The 16,506-nt window shown below is 70.2% G+C and carries 14 protein-coding genes; 10 read left to right on the top strand and 4 right to left on the bottom strand.

All coding sequences use genetic code 11. From position 1 onward, the window contains the following. The first annotated feature begins 164 nt into the window (after positions 1–164). Genes ACFWV3_RS35725 through ACFWV3_RS35715 form a run of 3 tightly spaced genes read left to right on the top strand, consistent with a single transcriptional unit; the run spans position 165 to position 2,769 of the window. The gene (locus tag ACFWV3_RS35725) at positions 165–977 is read left to right on the top strand and encodes a CPBP family intramembrane glutamic endopeptidase (protein WP_382418061.1); all 813 of its coding nucleotides are present in this window, start codon (positions 165–167) and stop codon (positions 975–977) included. Beyond that, positions 974–2,113 carry a sensor histidine kinase gene (locus ACFWV3_RS35720; protein ID WP_382418059.1) on the top strand — a complete coding sequence of 380 codons (1,140 nt, stop codon included), beginning with the start codon at positions 974–976 and terminating at the stop codon, positions 2,111–2,113. The genes ACFWV3_RS35725 and ACFWV3_RS35720 overlap by 4 nt, the downstream gene beginning before the upstream one ends. Then, positions 2,110–2,769 (top strand): response regulator, encoded by a 660-nt coding sequence (locus ACFWV3_RS35715; protein WP_382418057.1) that lies wholly within the window; start codon positions 2,110–2,112, stop codon positions 2,767–2,769. The genes ACFWV3_RS35720 and ACFWV3_RS35715 overlap by 4 nt, the downstream gene beginning before the upstream one ends. Here ACFWV3_RS35715 and ACFWV3_RS35710 read toward each other — a convergent pair. The 3 genes from ACFWV3_RS35710 to ACFWV3_RS35700 form a co-directional block, all read right to left on the bottom strand. Then, positions 2,766–4,184 carry a hypothetical protein gene (locus ACFWV3_RS35710; protein ID WP_382418055.1) on the bottom strand — a complete coding sequence of 473 codons (1,419 nt, stop codon included), beginning with the start codon at positions 4,182–4,184 and terminating at the stop codon, positions 2,766–2,768. The two genes, ACFWV3_RS35715 and ACFWV3_RS35710, sit on opposite strands and share 4 nt — an antisense overlap. A 469-nt stretch (positions 4,185–4,653) precedes the next feature. Beyond that, positions 4,654–5,271 (bottom strand): TetR/AcrR family transcriptional regulator, encoded by a 618-nt coding sequence (locus tag ACFWV3_RS35705; protein ID WP_382418053.1) that lies wholly within the window; start codon positions 5,269–5,271, stop codon positions 4,654–4,656. A gap of 89 nt (positions 5,272–5,360) precedes the next feature. Beyond that, on the bottom strand, positions 5,361–5,948 hold the full coding sequence (locus ACFWV3_RS35700; protein ID WP_382418052.1) for a D-alanyl-D-alanine carboxypeptidase family protein: 588 nt from the start codon (positions 5,946–5,948) through the stop codon (positions 5,361–5,363). A 233-nt stretch (positions 5,949–6,181) separates the two neighbouring features. On the opposite strand from ACFWV3_RS35700, the gene ACFWV3_RS35695 reads away from it, so the two are divergent. The 3 genes from ACFWV3_RS35695 to ACFWV3_RS35685 all read left to right on the top strand — a co-directional run bounded on the left by ACFWV3_RS35695 (position 6,182) and on the right by ACFWV3_RS35685 (position 9,676). Further along, positions 6,182–6,574 (top strand): SSI family serine proteinase inhibitor, encoded by a 393-nt coding sequence (locus ACFWV3_RS35695; RefSeq protein ID WP_382418050.1) that lies wholly within the window; start codon positions 6,182–6,184, stop codon positions 6,572–6,574. A gap of 120 nt (positions 6,575–6,694) precedes the next feature. After that, a complete protein-coding gene (locus ACFWV3_RS35690) occupies positions 6,695–7,792 on the top strand; it encodes a calcium:proton antiporter (protein ID WP_382418048.1) in 1,098 nt (365 codons plus the stop codon). Positions 7,793–7,948: 156 nt separating this feature from the next. After that, on the top strand, positions 7,949–9,676 hold the full coding sequence (locus ACFWV3_RS35685) for an alpha/beta hydrolase (RefSeq protein WP_382418046.1): 1,728 nt from the start codon (positions 7,949–7,951) through the stop codon (positions 9,674–9,676). Here the strand turns inward: ACFWV3_RS35685 and ACFWV3_RS35680 are convergent. Then, complete coding sequence (locus ACFWV3_RS35680) at positions 9,658–10,815, bottom strand: mandelate racemase/muconate lactonizing enzyme family protein (protein WP_382418044.1); 1,158 nt, start codon at positions 10,813–10,815, stop codon at positions 9,658–9,660. The genes ACFWV3_RS35685 and ACFWV3_RS35680 overlap by 19 nt on opposite strands. Before the next feature lie 141 nt (positions 10,816–10,956). On the opposite strand from ACFWV3_RS35680, the gene ACFWV3_RS35675 reads away from it, so the two are divergent. From ACFWV3_RS35675 to ACFWV3_RS35660, 4 genes are all read left to right on the top strand, one after another. After that, a complete protein-coding gene (locus ACFWV3_RS35675; protein ID WP_382418042.1) occupies positions 10,957–11,643 on the top strand; it encodes a FadR/GntR family transcriptional regulator in 687 nt (228 codons plus the stop codon). 158 nt (positions 11,644–11,801) lie between these two features. Continuing rightward, positions 11,802–13,226 carry an extracellular solute-binding protein gene (locus tag ACFWV3_RS35670; protein WP_382418039.1) on the top strand — a complete coding sequence of 475 codons (1,425 nt, stop codon included), beginning with the start codon at positions 11,802–11,804 and terminating at the stop codon, positions 13,224–13,226. A 5-nt stretch (positions 13,227–13,231) separates the two neighbouring features. Further along, on the top strand, positions 13,232–15,232 hold the full coding sequence (locus ACFWV3_RS35665; protein ID WP_382418037.1) for an ABC transporter permease subunit: 2,001 nt from the start codon (positions 13,232–13,234) through the stop codon (positions 15,230–15,232). Beyond that, a complete protein-coding gene (locus ACFWV3_RS35660) occupies positions 15,229–16,503 on the top strand; it encodes a mandelate racemase/muconate lactonizing enzyme family protein (RefSeq protein WP_382418035.1) in 1,275 nt (424 codons plus the stop codon). The genes ACFWV3_RS35665 and ACFWV3_RS35660 overlap by 4 nt, the downstream gene beginning before the upstream one ends. The last annotated feature ends 3 nt before the right edge of the window (positions 16,504–16,506 follow it).

Genomic DNA, 16,506 nt, shown 5'->3' with positions numbered 1-16,506 from the left:
AGTGGCTGTCGTCCGAGATCACACCGCGAGAGCCGCGCGTGATCTTGTCCCCCGTGCGAGCTACACGCAGGTGTCCACCGCGTGGTGACGTTGCGGAGCGCCGAAATCCATAGCGTTTCCGGCATCGCGGCAGACGGCCGCGGACGTCGGACGGAGGAACGATCATGCGACTGGTGAAGCAGCTCGTGGTGGTGGCGGTGGTCTCGCTGGCCGGGAGCCTGGCGGTGCAGGGGATGGGCTGGAACCCGCCGTTGACGCTCGTCTTCGGTCTCCTCACCGCGGTGCTGGCGCTGCTCGCGTACCGGTGGGTGGTGCGCAAGACCGAGAAGCGCGACCCGGTGGAGGCCGACTTCGGCATCGCCGCCGGCGCGCTCGGCCGCGGCGTGCTGATCGGCCTGGTGATGTTCCTGGCCGTCATCGCCAACATCGCGTTCCTGGGCAGCTACGAGCTGAAGGGCTGGGGCTCGGTCGGCGGAGCGGTCGCGCTCTTCGGGTTCATGGCGGCGGCCGCGGTGACGGAGGAGCTGATGTTCCGCGGGGTGCTGTTCCGGATCGCCGAGGAGCGGTTCGGCACGTGGATCTCCATGACCGCCACCGGGTTGCTGTTCGGGCTCGTGCACTTCTTCAACCCCAACGCCACGCTGTGGAGCTCCATCGCGATCGCCGTCGAGGCCGGCTTCATGCTCGCCGCCGTCTACGCCGCCACGCGCAACCTGTGGGTGCCGATCGGCGTGCACTTCGCCTGGAACTTCGCCCAGGGCGGCATCTTCAGCACCAGCGTCTCCGGCAAGGACGCGCCCCAGGGCCTGTTCGACGGCGCGACGTCCGGGTCCCCGCTCGTCAGCGGTGGCGAGTTCGGGCCGGAGGCGAGCCTCTACACCCTGGTGGCCGGTGTGGTCGTGACGGTCGTGTTCCTGTGGCTGGCGAAGCGACGGGGCAACCTCGTGCCGCGCCGTACCGCTACCCTCGTCGCGTGATCAGCCTCCTGCGGCGGGTTCCGGAGCTGTGGCGCCGTCTGGACGTCATGGTGCAGGACGCCCCGATCGCGTTGCTCCTCGTGATCGCCTCGTTCGTCCCCGCCTTGCACAACAAGGGAACCCACCTCGGTGACGTCCCCACCCACGTGATGGACTCGCTCGCCCTGGTGGTGATCGCGATCGAGTGCCTGCCGCTGCTCGTGCGCCGCCGGTGGCCGTTGGTGTCCATCGGGCTCGTGTCGATCGGGTTCGCCGCGGACCAGCTCATCGGCTACCACACCGTCGCCGGCACGGCGTTGCCGATCGCGTTGGTCAGCGCCGGTCTGCACGTGACGCGGTTCCGGCGGACGGCGGTGATCACGTTGTCGGCCGCCTACGCGATGCTCGCGGTGGCGTTGGACCGCAGCGGGTCCGACGAGAACGCGGCCGGTTTCATCACCTTCTACCTGGCACTGGCAGCGGCTTGGGCGATCGGTGCGTGGTTGAGGTTGTCCCGTGCCGCCGAGGCGGAACGCCGCAAGCACGTCGCGGAGGCCACCCGCATCGCGGAACGGACGTCGATCGCCCGCGAGCTGCACGACGTCGTGACGCACCACGTGACGGCGATGGTGGTGCAGGCGGAGGCGGCGCGGTACCTGACGGCCGCTCCCGAGCGGCTGGACCAGACCCTGCAGACGATCACCGACACCGGCCGCCGGTCGTTGACGGACCTGCGGCACCTGCTGGACCTGCTGAACCCCGACCACAACCCGGAGTCCGTCGGCGACCTGCGCAGCCTGGTCGAGCAGACGCGCCAGGCCGGTCAGCCCGTCGAGTTCGCCGAGGAAGGCGAGGCCGTGCGGGACACGGGCAGTGCCGAGGTCGTCGCGTACCGGGTCGTGCAGGAGGCGTTGACCAATGCGCTGAAGTACGCGCACGGCAGCCCCACTAACGTCTACGTGCGTTACGGAGAAAGGGAAATCACCGTGGAGGTCGGCACAACGGGCGCCAAGAGGTCCGCGGCGGCCAGTGGCAGCGGGCGCGGCCTGGCCGGCCTGCGCGACCGCGTCGACGTGCTCGGCGGTGAGTTCTCGGCGGGACAACGGGAAGGCGGCTTCGTGGTCCGCGCGCGCATCCCGGCGGGCAACCCGTCGTGACGGCACCGGTCCGCGTGCTGGTCTGCGACGACCAGGCCCTCATCCGCACCGGGTTCGCGACGATCATCGACGCGCAGCCCGACCTGGAGGTGGTGGGGGAGTGCGGTGACGGCCGCGCGGGCGTGGACCTGGCGCGGAAGCTGAGGCCGGACGTCGTCGTGATGGACGTGCGGATGCCGGTGCTCGACGGCATCGAGGCGACCCGGCTGCTCGCGGGCGCCGGCGTCGCCGACCCGGTCAAGGTCCTGGTCGTGACGACGTTCAACCTCGACGAGTACGTCTACGAGGCCCTGCGTGCGGGCGCCAGCGGGTTCCTGCTGAAGGACGCCCCGCCACCCCAGCTGCTGCAGGGCATCCGGACCGTGGCGAGCGGCGCGGCCCTGCTCGCCCCGGAGGTGACCCGCCAGCTCGTCGGCCGGTACGCCGCCCGCATCCGCCCGGCGAACGGCACCGAGCCCGAGCTCCCGCTGGCACCGCGGGAGCTGGAGGTGCTGCGGCTCATCGCGGAGGGCCTGTCCAACAGCGAGATCGCCGCGGCGCTGGTGATCAGCCAGGAGACGGTGAAGACCTACGTCTCGCGCATCCTGACGAAGCTGGACCTGCGCGACCGCGTGCAGGCCGTCGTGTACGCCTACCGCCGCGGCCTGGTCACCTAGATCCAGACGAGCTTCGCGAGCTGCAGCAACAGAACCAGCGCCGGAAGCAGCAACGCGACCTTGCCGAACACCGCGAGCATCGCGCGGTTGCTGCGAACCCCCAGCGCCCGCTTCTGCGTGCCGTTCTCGTGCTGCGCTGCCTGGATCGCGCGCGCCACGTAGAAAACCGGTGCGCCGTAACGGTTCTTCTCACCGGGGAACGGCCCCACCGCCTGCACCCGCGGATGCCAGTTCTCGTCGAACACGACCACGGCGGACGTCCACTGCTCCGTCTCGACGTCCTGGAGCCCGGTCGGCGACGGCAACAGCGCGTCGAGTCGTCCGATGTCGTACTTCCCGGGCACCAGCAGCATCAGCTTGCCCGGCGGCTGTCCCGCGCGGGCCTGCTCGACCTCCCACCACAGCCCTTCGCCCGCACCGAGCCGGATGACGATCAGCTGGGCCATGTCCATCAACGCGAGCACGCCGTCCTGCCAGTCGCCGCCCGGCAGGTAGAACCGCGCGGCACCGAGGTGCGGCAACCGTTCGCCGGGCTGCCCGACCGCCACCACGGGCCCGAACGCCCCGAGCGCGCTGACGAGCTGCTCCTCCCGCGAGTGGATCGTGAGCAACCCGGACGGCAGCGCACCGGGCAGGTCGTCCACCACGGCCGCGGTCCGGTCGTCGTCGAAACCCCTCAGGTACAGCACGGGTTTCCGCCAGTCCGAGCTGAGCGTCTGAGCCGCCGTCCGCGTCGACCGCGGCCGCGAGTACCGCAGGACGTAGAACGCGACCGTCAACGCGACCAGCCCGCTCACGAGCATGATCCCCCTGATGTCCCAGGGAATCTCCTGCGCACGGGTGACCGCCACGATGCCCAGGAAGCCCGCCACCATGAGCACGTACCCGACCCCGCTGACCACCATGAACACCGGCCGCCGCCACACCGGCCTCTTCGGCGTGAACCGGTTGACCAACGCGACCACTTCCGCGTTGGCCCCTGCCCTCCGGCGCCGGAGGACGACCGCGGCCGCGACGAGCACCGCCCCCACCACCAGCCACGGCCACGCGCGCCCCCAGGCCGCTTTCGTCGTGGCATCGAGCTCGGCCTGGTCTTCGGCGATCTTGCCGGGCAGGTCGTCGACGAACTTGTGGGCGAGGCCGACGTCACCTCGTTCGGCCGATCCGGCGGCCAGCGAGACCGACGCCCGCGTGCGGCTGCTCGACGGCGAGCGCTGCCGGAACCACTCCTCGATCTCCGTGGCCTTCGCGACGTCACCGGTGTCGAGCGCGGTCAGGAACGCCGCGTGCTGAGCGCGTGCATCGCGGAAGGCGTGGCTCTCGCGCAGGTCCTGACCCGCTGTGATGGCCAGCAGCAGGGCCACGTAGGCGACGACGGCGGTGGTGGCCGTGACGAGCCTGGTCAGTGTGCGCACGGGGGTCAGCTGATCACGTGCGGGGTGGAGGGGGTGGCGGATTGGCGGGGGATCGCCCGAAGCGAGCAGCGGGGCGGCCGGTCGGGGGTGGCAGCGAGGCGGCTGGTCGGGGTGGGGGCGGGGCGGTCGGTCGGGGTGGGCAGCGGGATGGACGGTCTGGAGCGGCAAAGGAGTGGCCGCCGACGCGAGCCGAGGGGCGACGGGGTCGGACGTCCGAAACTGTCGGTGCCGCCTGCCAGACTGGGCCGCGGGGGACTCTTGTCACGAGGGGACCCTTGCGAGAGCGTGCCCAACCGCCTGAACGAGCCACACCCAGGCGCCTCACCGCTGCCCGCACGGACCGCCGCCGCACACGAGCGGCCCCACGCCAGGCGGCCCAACTGCTCGCACGCGCCAATCCCCAGCGCCGAACCACCGCCCACCGCGTCCCCGACTGGCGTCCCCGACTGGCGTCCCCGACAGGCCAGCCCTACCGGCGCGTGATCCCCGCCAGCACCAGCCCCCGGATCTCCGCCGCGATCTCCTCCACCCCGAGCGCCGGCTCGTGCGCCTGCCACTCCCGCAGCAACCCGGTGATCGCCCCCACCAGCGCGATCGCCGTCAGCCGGTACGACCGCACCGGCGCCACCCCGGCAGCCGCCGCCCGCTCCGCCTCCGACTCGATGAACGACGCCCACGTGCCGACCCACCGCACGTGCTGCTGCTCGATCTCCGCGTTCACCCCGACGGCCTCGACGTAGTTGAGGCGCGCGGCCCGCGGGTCGGCCGTCGCGCTGGCCACGAACACGTCGAGCAACGTCGTGACGCGCGAGGAGAGATCGGTCGATGCCAGCGTGGCCAGCGACGTGCGGACCGCGGCGAACGCCGAGGCGTTGATCTGGTCGTGCAGCGAGCGGAGCAGGTCTTCCTTCGAGGCGAACTCCTCGTAGAAGTTCCTCGTGGAGACGCCGGCCGCCGTGCACAGGGCGGAGATCGTGGTGGCCGCGAAGCCCGTCGACGTGAACAGCGCCAGGCCGGCCTCCAGCAGGCGGGCGCGGCGGTCCGCCCTGCGCTGCTCGGAGGAGATGCCGGCGTAGGCGCGGGCCACGGCGTGCTCCGATCTGGTAACTGGGATTGTCAGATTAGCCACGGGCAACCTGCCGCGCACCCCGGGCGTCTAGACCTCTGCGCGGGTTCTCAGCTGCCGGTCGCACTCGGTTCGAGTGCGGGGCAGCCGCTCGTGGGGTAGCGGGTGTTGTACTCGAAATGCCACTGCTCGTTTTCGTAACGGCGGCACCAGCCGAGGGTGCTGCCGTTTTTCTCGACCCATTTCGCCGATTCGATCGGCTGGATGTCGACGGCAATCCCGAGAACGTGCATCGAACGGTCCGGCGGGTTCAGGACGTAACGCGAAGCGAGTTCTTCCGTGCCGAACTTCTGCACCGCCTCGTCGAACTCCTTCTGCTGTTGCTGCCGGCTGCGCTTGCCGTCGTTCAGGCAGAGCTGAACGCCCTGCTCAGCGGCCTTCGCGCGGAGTGCCTGCCAGGCTCGTGAAACGTCGGGCGCGAGGCCTTCCGGCTTCTCGTCGAAGTAGCGGGCGTCGATGGGGCACGGCGGTCCGTCCGGCGGTCCCGGCACTTCCGCGAGGATCGCGAGCGCCTTTCCCGGATGGCGGTCGAACACGAGCGTCAATCTCCCCAGGTAGCCCAGTGCGCCTCCGGCGGAAACCACGAGCGCGACGATCACGAGCACGCCTGTCACGACGCGTCTGGAGGTCTTGGACATGAATGGGATAATACGGGTTCGCGCACGGGCGTCTGTCAGCAACCCGTAACAGTCCGTCGGCAGCTGTGTCCCGGCGAACGTGGCGCCTGCCACATCCGTTCGGCCCAGTCCGATCCGGGAAATGTGATCGGTGAACGATTCCTGGCCCCTTTCGCCGCCGCGAAACATGCTGGCAACATCTGCGTCGGCCGAGAACCGGCCCGTTTTCGTGAGGTCTCAGGAGGACCGTTTTCATGTCCGGCCGCATTACCGCGATCGTTGCTGTGCTCGTGTCCCTTCTTGCTTTCTCCGGCACCGCGCAGGCCGCCCCGGCGTCCCACCGGGCGACCGCGCTGCTGCTCTCGGTCCGGTACTCCGAGGTGGAGGGCGGTGCCGCCAAGGCGACCGTCCTGACCTGCGAACGAGGTGACCGGCATCCGCGCAGGGCCCTCGCCTGCGCGACGCTGGACGCCGCCGGCCCCGACCTCGGGGCGATGGAGTCCGACGAGCGGGCGTGCACGTTCATCTACGCGCCCGTCGAAGTTTCTCTCTTCGGTTTCTGGCGGGGTGTGCCCGTGAACGAGACGCACACCTATCCGAACTCGTGCGTCATGCTGGCGCACACCGGTGCCGTGTTCGATTTCTAGGCACCGGCCATCAATGCGGGGCGGGGCGCGGCAGGGGCGCCCCGCCCCGCATTCTTTTGCGCACCGAAGGGGCGTTGCGCCGAATGGCGGACGGCCCTTCCGGTGTGCGAGGGTGTGATCATGGCCGCCACCTCGCGCTTCCCGCTGCTCTCCTGGACGACCATCGCTCCCGTGCTCGGCGTGCTCCTGCTCGCCCTCACGTGGGGACGTGAGCTCGGTGGCGTGCTCGTCGCGCTCGTGGCACTGGTGCTCGCCGCGACCGTGCTTGCCGCCGTGCACCACGCCGAGGTCGTGGCGCTGCGGGTGGGGGAGCCGTTCGGGTCGCTGGTCCTCGCGGTCGCGGTGACGGTCATCGAGGTGGCCCTGATCGTCACGCTGATGGTGTCCGGCGGGCCCGACGCGTCGTCGCTCGCCCGCGACACGGTGTTCGCCGCGGTCATGATCACCACGAACGGCATCGTCGGCATCGCCCTGCTGCTCGGCGCCCTCAAGCACGGCACCACGCTCTTCAACGCCGAGGGCAGCGGCGGCGCGCTCGCCACCGTGATGACGCTCGCGGCCCTCACGCTGGTGCTGCCGACGTTCACCACGACGACCCCCGGCCCCGAGTTCTCCGGCCCGCAGCTCGCGTTCGCCGCCCTCGCCTCCCTGGCGCTGTACGCGATGTTCGTCTTCACCCAGACCGTCCGGCACCGCGACTTCTTCCTCCCCGTCGACGAGGACGGCGTGATCGAGGCCGACGAGCACGCCGAGGCGCCGTCCGGCAGGGCCGCGCTGGCCTCGCTCGGGTTCCTGGTCGTCGCGCTGGTCGCGGTCGTCGGCCTCGCCAAGATCGAGTCACCGGCGATCGAGGCGGGGGTGCGCGCCGCCGGCTTCCCGCAGTCGTTCGTCGGCGTCGTCATCGCACTGCTGGTGCTGCTGCCCGAGACCATCGCCGCGGCACGGGCGGCGTTGCGCGACCGCATCCAGACGAGCCTCAACCTCGGCTACGGCTCCGCGATCGCGAGCATCGGCCTCACCATCCCGACGATCGCGCTCTCCACGATCTGGCTCGACGGCCCGCTGATGCTCGGCCTCGGCTCGACGCAGATGATCCTGTTGCTGCTCACCGTCCTGGTCAGCGTCCTCACGGTCGTGCCGGGCCGCGCGACGAGGCTGCAGGGCGGCGTCCACCTCATCCTGCTGGCGGCGTTCCTCTTCCTCGCCGTCAACCCGTAGCGCCGGCCCGGCTTCGTCCACTTCGGACTCTGTGCGGGAACGACGCTGCACGGCAACAAGAATCGGTACTGGCCGAAAGTACGAGGTGCGGTGGACACCGCGTCGGCGGGGCTGCTCGGATGGGGGTGCCCGGATCCCTGTCGCGAAAGGACCGCCGTGCGCAGAACAACCGCCGCCGTGGTGCCCACCCTGGTCACAGCACTGGTCACAGCCCTCGTCGGCACCGCCGCACCGGCGAGCGCGTCGACCGACCCGTTCGCCCGGTACGCCGGGCAGCAGCTGTCCTGGGGTGCCTGCGCCTTCACCCCTCAACCGGGCGCGGCGCCCGCCGAGTGCGCGCTCGTGACCGTGCCCAGGGACTGGGCGGAGCCCGACGCCGGCCGGGACCTGACCGTCTCGGTCAGCCGGGTCGCCGCGTCCGGGGAGCACCTCGGGTCGATGCTGCTCAACCCCGGTGGTCCCGGTGGCCAGGGCACCTCGATGCCCGGCGAGATCGCCGCTCTCCAGCCCCAGCTGCACGAACGCTACGCGCTGATCGGCATGGACCCGCGCGGCACCGGCCAGGAGGGCGGCACCGCACCGGAGACGTGCGACGTACCCGTCGGCCGTCTTTCCCAGCGCACCGACCTCGACGCGCGCGATCGTTCGGAAGGCAGCATCGCCGAGCACCTGAAGCTGCCGCGTGCCGTCGCGGAGGCGTGTCAGAGCGAGGCGATCACGCCGTACCTCACGACCTGGCAGACCGCGCACGACATGGAGCTCATCAGGATGCTCCTGGGTGAGTCCACTTTGGACTACCTGGGCTACTCCTACGGCACCTGGCTCGGTGCGAAGTACGCGTCGCTCTTCCCCCACAGCGCCGGCAAGGTGGTGCTGGACTCCAGCACGAACTTCCAGGGGCGGCTGCAGGCCGCGTTCGAGGCGTGGCCGGAGATCAACCAGCGGATGTTCGAGGGCTCGTTCGTGCCGTGGATGACGCGGCAGTTCCCGGACGACGTCGGCGCGACGCCGCAGGAGGCCACCGCCAACTGGGAGCGCGCCAGGAAGTTCTTCGCCGACAACGGCACGAGCCCCGACCAGTTCGACGCGCTCTTCACAGGCATGGGTTCCCCGCTGCGCTGGGTGTTGGGGGCACTGGTGTTCGTGCTGGGGGTGAAGGGCGCGAACGGCGAGACCTCCGCGGCCGGCTCACCTCTCGCGTCCCAGCTGGACGCCCAGGCCCGCGCCGTGTTCGGCACGCCGCTCGAGTCGCTGACCCCGGCCGCGGTGGCACGGGCGCTCGCCGACGACCCGGCGGACTACCAGTCCGTGCCGGCGACCCGCTACGCCGTGGCGTGCGGTGACCAGCCGACCCGGTCGGCTGCCTGGTACCGGCGGCTGTCCGACCAGCAGGGCCCGCGGTTCCCGTTGTTCGGCTGGCAGTACGGCCTGAGCGAGCCGTGCGCCTTCTGGTCGGACGCACCGCGGCAGCAGCTGCCGACGCTCCCGGCGGGCGTGGCGAGCCGCGTGCTGGTCGTGCAGGGCGAGCTCGACCCGCAGACCGGCTACGAGCAGGCCAGGTCCGCGGTGCGCGCCGCGCCGGGAGTCAGTCTGGTGTCGGTGGCGGACAGTCCTTTCCACGGCCAGTACGGCATCGAGGGCAACCCGTGCGTCGACGGCGCCGTGAACGTGTTCCTGCTGCGCAACTCGCGGCCGGGCGACATCACGTGCCCCGGCGTCCCGCTGCCGAACGAGACCGAGGTCCACCCGGTCCCCGGTCCGGTCGCCACGGCGCCGGTCGGCGTGCTGACGGCCGCGCAGTCACCGCTTCCCGCGCTGCGGGACTCGGTGCGGGCACGGGTCAGCGATGCCGCCGGACCGCTGCGCTACTCGAACACCCCGTAACCCGCGACGGCGTGGGCTCGGACACCGTCCATGTCGAGCTCCACGCCGATCCCGGGGGTGTCCGGGATCGTGATGTAGCCGTCCTTCACGATCGACCCGCTCCCGTCGGGAGCGTGGACGTAGCTGTCCCACACGGCGCGCTCTTCGAGGGCGTGCCACTCCTGGACGAAGAAGTTCGGGATCGCCGCGCACTGGTGCGACGTCGCCATCGTGCCGAGCGGCGTCGACACCAGGTGCGGCGCGAACGGGACGTAGTGCATCTCCGCCAGGTTGGCGATCTTCTTGGCCTCGGCGAGACCGCCGCACTTGGGCACGTCCGGCTCGATGACGTCGACGGCGCCGCGTTCGAGCAGCTCGCGGAAACCCCACCGCAGGTACAGGTTCTCGCCCGCGCAGATCGGCGTGCGGGTCTGCGCGCGCACCCGCACCAGCGCGTCGACGTTCTCCGCCGGCAGCGGTTCCTCCAGCCACATCAGGTCGAACGGCTCGAGCTCCCACGAGATCCGGCACGCGCTGGGGACGTCGTACCGCGCGTGCAGGTCGATGGCCAGGTCGACGTCCGGTCCGATCGCCTCCCGCACGGCCGCCACGCGCTCGACCATCGACCGCAGCTCGGCGGCGTTCACCGTGTGGTTGAAGTCGTCGAACTTGGCGGGGTGGCGCAGGTTGTCGATGTCGAACTTGAGCGCGGTGAAGCCCTCCGCGACCATCCGCTGGGCCCGGTCGACGCACCCGGAGACCGAGCCGGCCGGGTCGTCGCCGTCCCCGCAGTCGGCGTAGAGCCGGACCCGGTCGCGGAACTTGCCCCCCAGCATCCGGTACACCGGCTGACCGGCGGCCTTGCCCGCGAGGTCCCACAGCGCGAGCTCGATCCCGGACAGGGCGATGACGAACACCCCGCCCTGCGGTCCGGCGAAGACCTTGTTGCGGCGCAGCTTCTCCCAGCACCGCTCGACGTTGCGGGGGTCCTCGCCGATCAGCAGGGGGGTCAGGGACTCGATCATCCCGACGACGGCCCCCGCGCCGGCGTCGGGGTTGGCCTCGCCGAAACCGCTGAGGCCTTCGTCGGTGTCGATCCTGACGAGGGTGGCCTCGCCGTGGTAGGCCACCACCGCCGTCGTGACGTTCACGATCCGCATGTGCTCTCCCCGCTGGTGCCGCGTGGTGCAAATGAGACGGACTGTCGCTGTCGCTGTGCTCAACTTGTCCTATAAGCTGATGACATGCAAAGGGGACAAGAGTCTCGGGACGCTGTCAAGGTCCGGACTCTTCCTGTCCAGGTGGCCGCACTCCTGACCCGGCGCATCGTCAGCGGTGAGGTCGACGACGGCCGTGCGCCGTCCGAGCTCGACATCGCCCAGGAGTTCGGGGTCTCCCGCGTGGTCGCCAGGGAGACGCTCAAGATCCTCGCCTCGCTGGACATCGTCGACGTCGCGCAGGGCCGTCGCGTCGTCGTGCGTCCCCCCGCGGAGTGGGACTACCTGAGCCCGTTGCTGGTCGAGTGGCTGCCCTCCGAGACCGTCGGGGAGCTGCTGCAGGAGCTGCACCAGATGCGCGTGGTGCTCGAACCGGAACTCGCCGCGATGGCGGCGGCGAGCGCCACCGGGCAGAGCCTGGACCGGCTCAAGGCCGGGATCGAGCGCATGGCGGAACTCGAGGGGGACCCGAACGCCTACCTCGAGGTCGACCACGAGTTCCACATGGAGATCTGCCGGGCGGCGGACAACCGCATCCTCGACCGGATCATGTACTCGGCCCGCTGGCTCGGCACGGCCAGCAGGCGCATCACCAACGAGGCGCCGGCCGCGCTGCGCAAGGCCACCGGCGACCACGCCGAGATCTACGAGGCGCTCGTGGCGCGCGACCCCGACCGGGCCCGCGCGGCGATGCGCAAACACCTCGCGAACAACTCCGCACTGCTCGCGGAGAAGGAGAAGCGCACCAAGCGGGCCGCTCGGCGGCGCTAGCAGATCGCACCACCGCACCACCGTCTTCCGCTCCACCTGTGCGGCGCTCCGTCGCCGCATGAACGACCCGGCAGCAGGTCTCGCCTCGCTGTCCCGCCGGTTGCAACGTCGCCCCGTCGGTACGCGTCCGCTCGAGCGGACGTGAAAAAGGAGTGGTCATGGAAGAGAAAGCGGGCTTATCGCGGCGCACTTTCCTGGGGGTGAGCGCGCTCGGCGCGCTCGGGCTCGCAGGCTGCGGAGGCGGCGGCCCCGCCACCCCGCAGGTCGACGTCCAGGTGCCCCAGGCACTGCTCGACCAGGCCTCCTCGCTGCGCGGCGGGTCGGTCGGGATGCTCTCGCAGAAGCTCTACTCGGAGTCGGCCAACAAGGCGCTCGACAAGTCGCTGCAGGTGTTCGCGCAGGCGACCGGCACGACGGTCCGCAACGACCTGGTCTCCGGTGACGCCGGGGACATGGTCGCGAAGATGGACGCCGAGGTGAAGGCCGGCACGAGCCGCGACCTCGCGTTCGTGAGCGACCGGCGGTTCGTCGGCCAGCTGCACAACCTCGGCGCCCTCACCGACGTCACCGATGTCGTCGACGAGATGCGCAAGCTCTACGGGGAACCCGCGACGGAGGCGAGCACCTACTGCGTGTTCGGCGGCCGCTGGTTCGCGATCCCGTACCACTTCATCGCGTCCGCGATGTACCTGCGCAAGGACTGGTACCAGGAGAAGGGACTCCCGCTCAAGCCCTACTACACGTGGGAAGAGCTGCGGGACAACGCGTTGGAGGTCTCCGACCCGGCGAAGAAGCGCTTCGGCTGGGGCCTCACGGTCAACCGCTCCGGCGACGCCAACGGCTTCATCGCCAACGTCATCAACTGCTACGGCGGCGCGATCGCGGACAACACCGGCACCAAGGTGGTGTTCAACTCGCCGGAGACCGTCGCCGCCGTCAGCTTCATCGGGGACATCTACACGAACCCGAAGTACACGCCGATGCTGCCACCGGGCGTCGGCAGCTGGACCGACTCGAGCAACAACGAGAACTGGCTGGCCCAGATCCTCGGGCTCACGCTCAACCAGTTCAGCGTCTACGCCGACTCGAAGACCAAGAACAACCCGGTGTACGGCAACACCCACCCGTTCAACGGCGCCACCGGGCCCGCGCTGGACAAGCCGCTCGCGTTCGGCGAGTCCAACTCGTTCGTCGTGTTCAAGGGCGCGAAGAACGCGGACCTCGCCAAGGTGGTGGCGAAGTACATGGTCAGCGGGACCGCGCTGCTCGGTGTCGCGAAGGGAGCGCCGTGCCTGGTGAACCCGTCGTGGGACAAGGTGTGGGACTCCGATCCGTACTACACGACCGGTGACCAGGCGTTCCCGGCGCTGCGCGAGCAGACCCGCACGAAGCTCCCGGTGACCACCAAGACCGGGTTCTCGTTCCCGCAGGCGCCGAGCCCCGGCGAGCAGGCGGCGACCGCCGCGTACGTGCTGACCGACATGATGCAGTCGGTCATCCAGGGCACCAAGCCGGCCGACGCCGTCGCGGCCACCCACGCGCGGATCGTGCAGGTCTTCGAGCAGCAGGGCTACAAGCAGTGACCGTCGTGCGCGAGCGCCCGGCGCCGGCCAGTCCGGCGCCGGGCGGTGCGCCCTCGGTCCCGTCGTCGCAGCGGCTGCTCGGGCGGGACTGGCGCCTCGCCGCGGTCTTCATCGGGCCGACCCTCGTGCTGGTCGCGGGCCTGATCCTGGTGCCGATCGCCGACTCGGTGTTCACCAGCACCACGGAACGCCACGGCGCGGAGACGGTCTTCGTCGGGCTGGACAACTACACGGCCCTCATCAACGACACCCTGTTCCACAAGGGAGTCGTCAACTCGTTCGTCTTCACCGCGTACGCCGAGATCTTCAAGGTCGTGCTCGGCCTGATCGCGGCCATGATGCTGCACCACATGCGCCGCGGCCGGGCGTTCCTCGCCGGGCTCATCCTGCTTCCGTGGGTGGTGCCGACGGTCGTCACGGCCTTCACCTGGCGGTCGCTGTTCGACCCGATCTTCGGCAGCGTCAACGTGCTGCTCACCGACTCCGGCATCGGGCCCGTGCTCGCCTCGATCGGGCTCGTCGACCGCTGGCCGGCGGAGTGGCTGTCGGATCCGGCGCTCGCGATGCCGTCGGTCATCCTGGTCAACGTCTGGAAGGGCATCCCGTTCTTCACGGTGACGTTCCTCGCCGGGCTCAAGGCCATCGACAGCGGGCTGTACGAGGCGGCCATCGTGGACGGTGCGTCGCCGTGGCAGCGCTTCGTGCACATCACGCTGCCGGGCCTGCGGCACGTCATGATCGTGACGGTGCTGCTGTCGTCGATCTGGACGTTCAACAACTTCGACCTGATCTGGCTGATGACCCAGGGCGGGCCGGGTGACGCGACCGCGCCGTACGTGATGGTCGCCTACTCCAAGGCCATCCAGCAGCTGCAGCTGGGCGCGGGCGCCGCGGTGACACTGGTGATGCTGCCGGTCGTCGCGATCCTGGTCGTCATCCTCGTGCGGATGATGCGCCGCAACGACCTGCCGGGCGCGGGCGACCTGGGGCGTCGCCGGCTGAGTCCGGCGCAGCGCAAGGCGATGCCGTGGGTGATCGTCGCGGGTTCGGTGCTCGTGCTGGTGTGGGCGTCGCCGCACATCGTGTGGAAGGCCGCGTTCGTGCTGGGCGTGTTCGTGGTGCTCGCGGCCGCCGTGGGACGGGTCGTCTCCGTGCTCGCCGCGCGGGGCAACCGGCTGGCGGCGCGGTTGGTCAGCGGCACCGGCAGCGGGATCGCGCTCATCGGCCTGCTGGGCTTCGTGCTGGCTCCGCTCTACTGGATGACCGTCACGGCCTTCAAGTCCGACAACCAGATCGTCGCGCGCACGGACGACCTCTGGCCCACGCCGTGGACCACGGAGCAGTTCACGAACCTGTTCACGGACAGGGCGTTCGGCACCTGGTACGTCAACACGGTCATGGTGTCGGTGGCGTCCACGGTGATCGCGCTGGTCTGCGCGGCGCTGGCGGGCTATGCGCTGGCACGGCTGAGGTTCCGCGGTTCGGAGAGCTTCACGGTGACGATCCTGCTCACCTACGTGATGCCGGGCGCGCTGCTGTTCATCCCGCTGTACCAGATGATGAGCGGGATCGGGCTCAACGACTCGTTGTGGTCACTCGTGCTCGCCTACCCGACGTTCACGCTGCCGTTCGCGACATGGCTGCTGGTCGGCTACTTCAAGTCGATCCCCGCCGACCTCGAGGAGGCCGCGCTGGTCGACGGCTGCACGCGGTTCGGGGCGTTCCTGCGGATCACGTTGCCGCTGGCCAAACCGGGCCTGCTCGCGGTCGCGCTGTTCACGCTCACCAACGCGTGGAACGAGTTCCTGTTCGCGTTCGTGTTCATCACCAACGACGACTACAAGACGCTGCCGGTCGGCATGCAGTCGATGATCTTCGGCGACGTCGTGCCGCAGGGTCAGCTGGCCGCGGCGTCGCTGCTGATCAGCATCCCGGTCGTGGTCATGTACGCGTTCGGGCAGCGGTTCCTGACCGAGGGCCTCACGGCGGGCGCGGTGAAGGGGTGAGCGCGGCGGCGATCACGGAGGAGCACGTCTCGACGGCGTCCCGGCCGAGCGACCTGCGCATCACCGACCTGCGCGTGGCCAACGTGGACGGCGTGCCGTTCCGCTCGTCGATCATCAGGATCGACACGAACCAGGGCCTCGTGGGCTACGGGGAGGTGCGCGACCAGGCCAGCGCCACCTACGCGCTGGTGCTCAAGAGCCGGCTCGTGGGGGAGAACCCCTGCAACGTCGACAAGATCTTCCGCAAGATCAAGCAGTTCGGGCATCACGGCAGGCAGGGCGGCGGGGTCTCCGGCGTCGAGATGGCGCTGATGGACCTCGCCGGCAAGGCCTACGGCGTGCCCGCGCACGCGTTGATCGGCGGCCGGTTCCGCGACGAGGTCCTCTGCTACGCGGACACCCCGTCGCTGGCGGACCCGCACGCGATGGGCGCCCGGTTGCTGGAGCGCAAGGAACGCGGGTTCACGATGCTCAAGATGGACGTGGGCATCGACCTGCTCTGGGACGTGCCGGGAGCCCTGATCGCACCGCCGGGCGCCCGCGCGAACCTGACCACGATGCACCCGTTCACCGGCATCCAGGTCACCGCGAAGGGCGTCGAGCACCTGGCGTCCTATGTGGACGTCGTGCGGTCCGTCGTCGGCTACGACGTTGCGCTCGCCGCCGACCACTTCGGCCACATCGCCCTCGACTCGTGCATCCGGATCGGCCGCGCCCTGGAACCGTTCACGCTGGCGTGGATCGAGGACCTGATCCCGTGGCAGCTGACCGAACAGTGGCGCCAGCTCACCCGGTCGGTCGCCGTGCCGACGTGCACGGGCGAGGACATCTACCTGCTGGACGGCTTCCGGCCGTTGCTCGACACCGGCGCGATCCGGGTCGTGCACCCGGATCCGGCGACCGCGGGCGGCATCGCGGAGACCAAGCGGCTGGGCGACTACGCGCAGGAGCGCGGGATCCCGATGGCGTTGCACCTGGCGGCGTCGCCGATCGCGACCATGGCGTGCGTGCACCTGGCCGCCGCGACGGAGAACTTCCTGGCGCTGGAGCACCACGCGGCCGAGGTGGAGTTCTGGAGCGACCTCGTGACCGGCCTGCCCCGCCCGTTGATCCAGAACGGCCACATCACCGTTCCGGACACACCGGGCCTGGGGTTCGGCGACGTCGACGAGGAGCTGCTGCAGCGCCACCTCGACCCGCGCGACCCGGTGTTCTTCGCGGAGACGACGCACTGGGACGGGGAGGCGAGCCACGACCGTCTCTGGAGCTGAGCC

It is taken from the genome of Lentzea sp. NPDC059081 (genome assembly GCF_042738015.1).
Taxonomy (GTDB): domain Bacteria; phylum Actinomycetota; class Actinomycetes; order Mycobacteriales; family Pseudonocardiaceae; genus Lentzea.
This window is presented reverse-complemented; position numbering and strand designations above follow the sequence as displayed.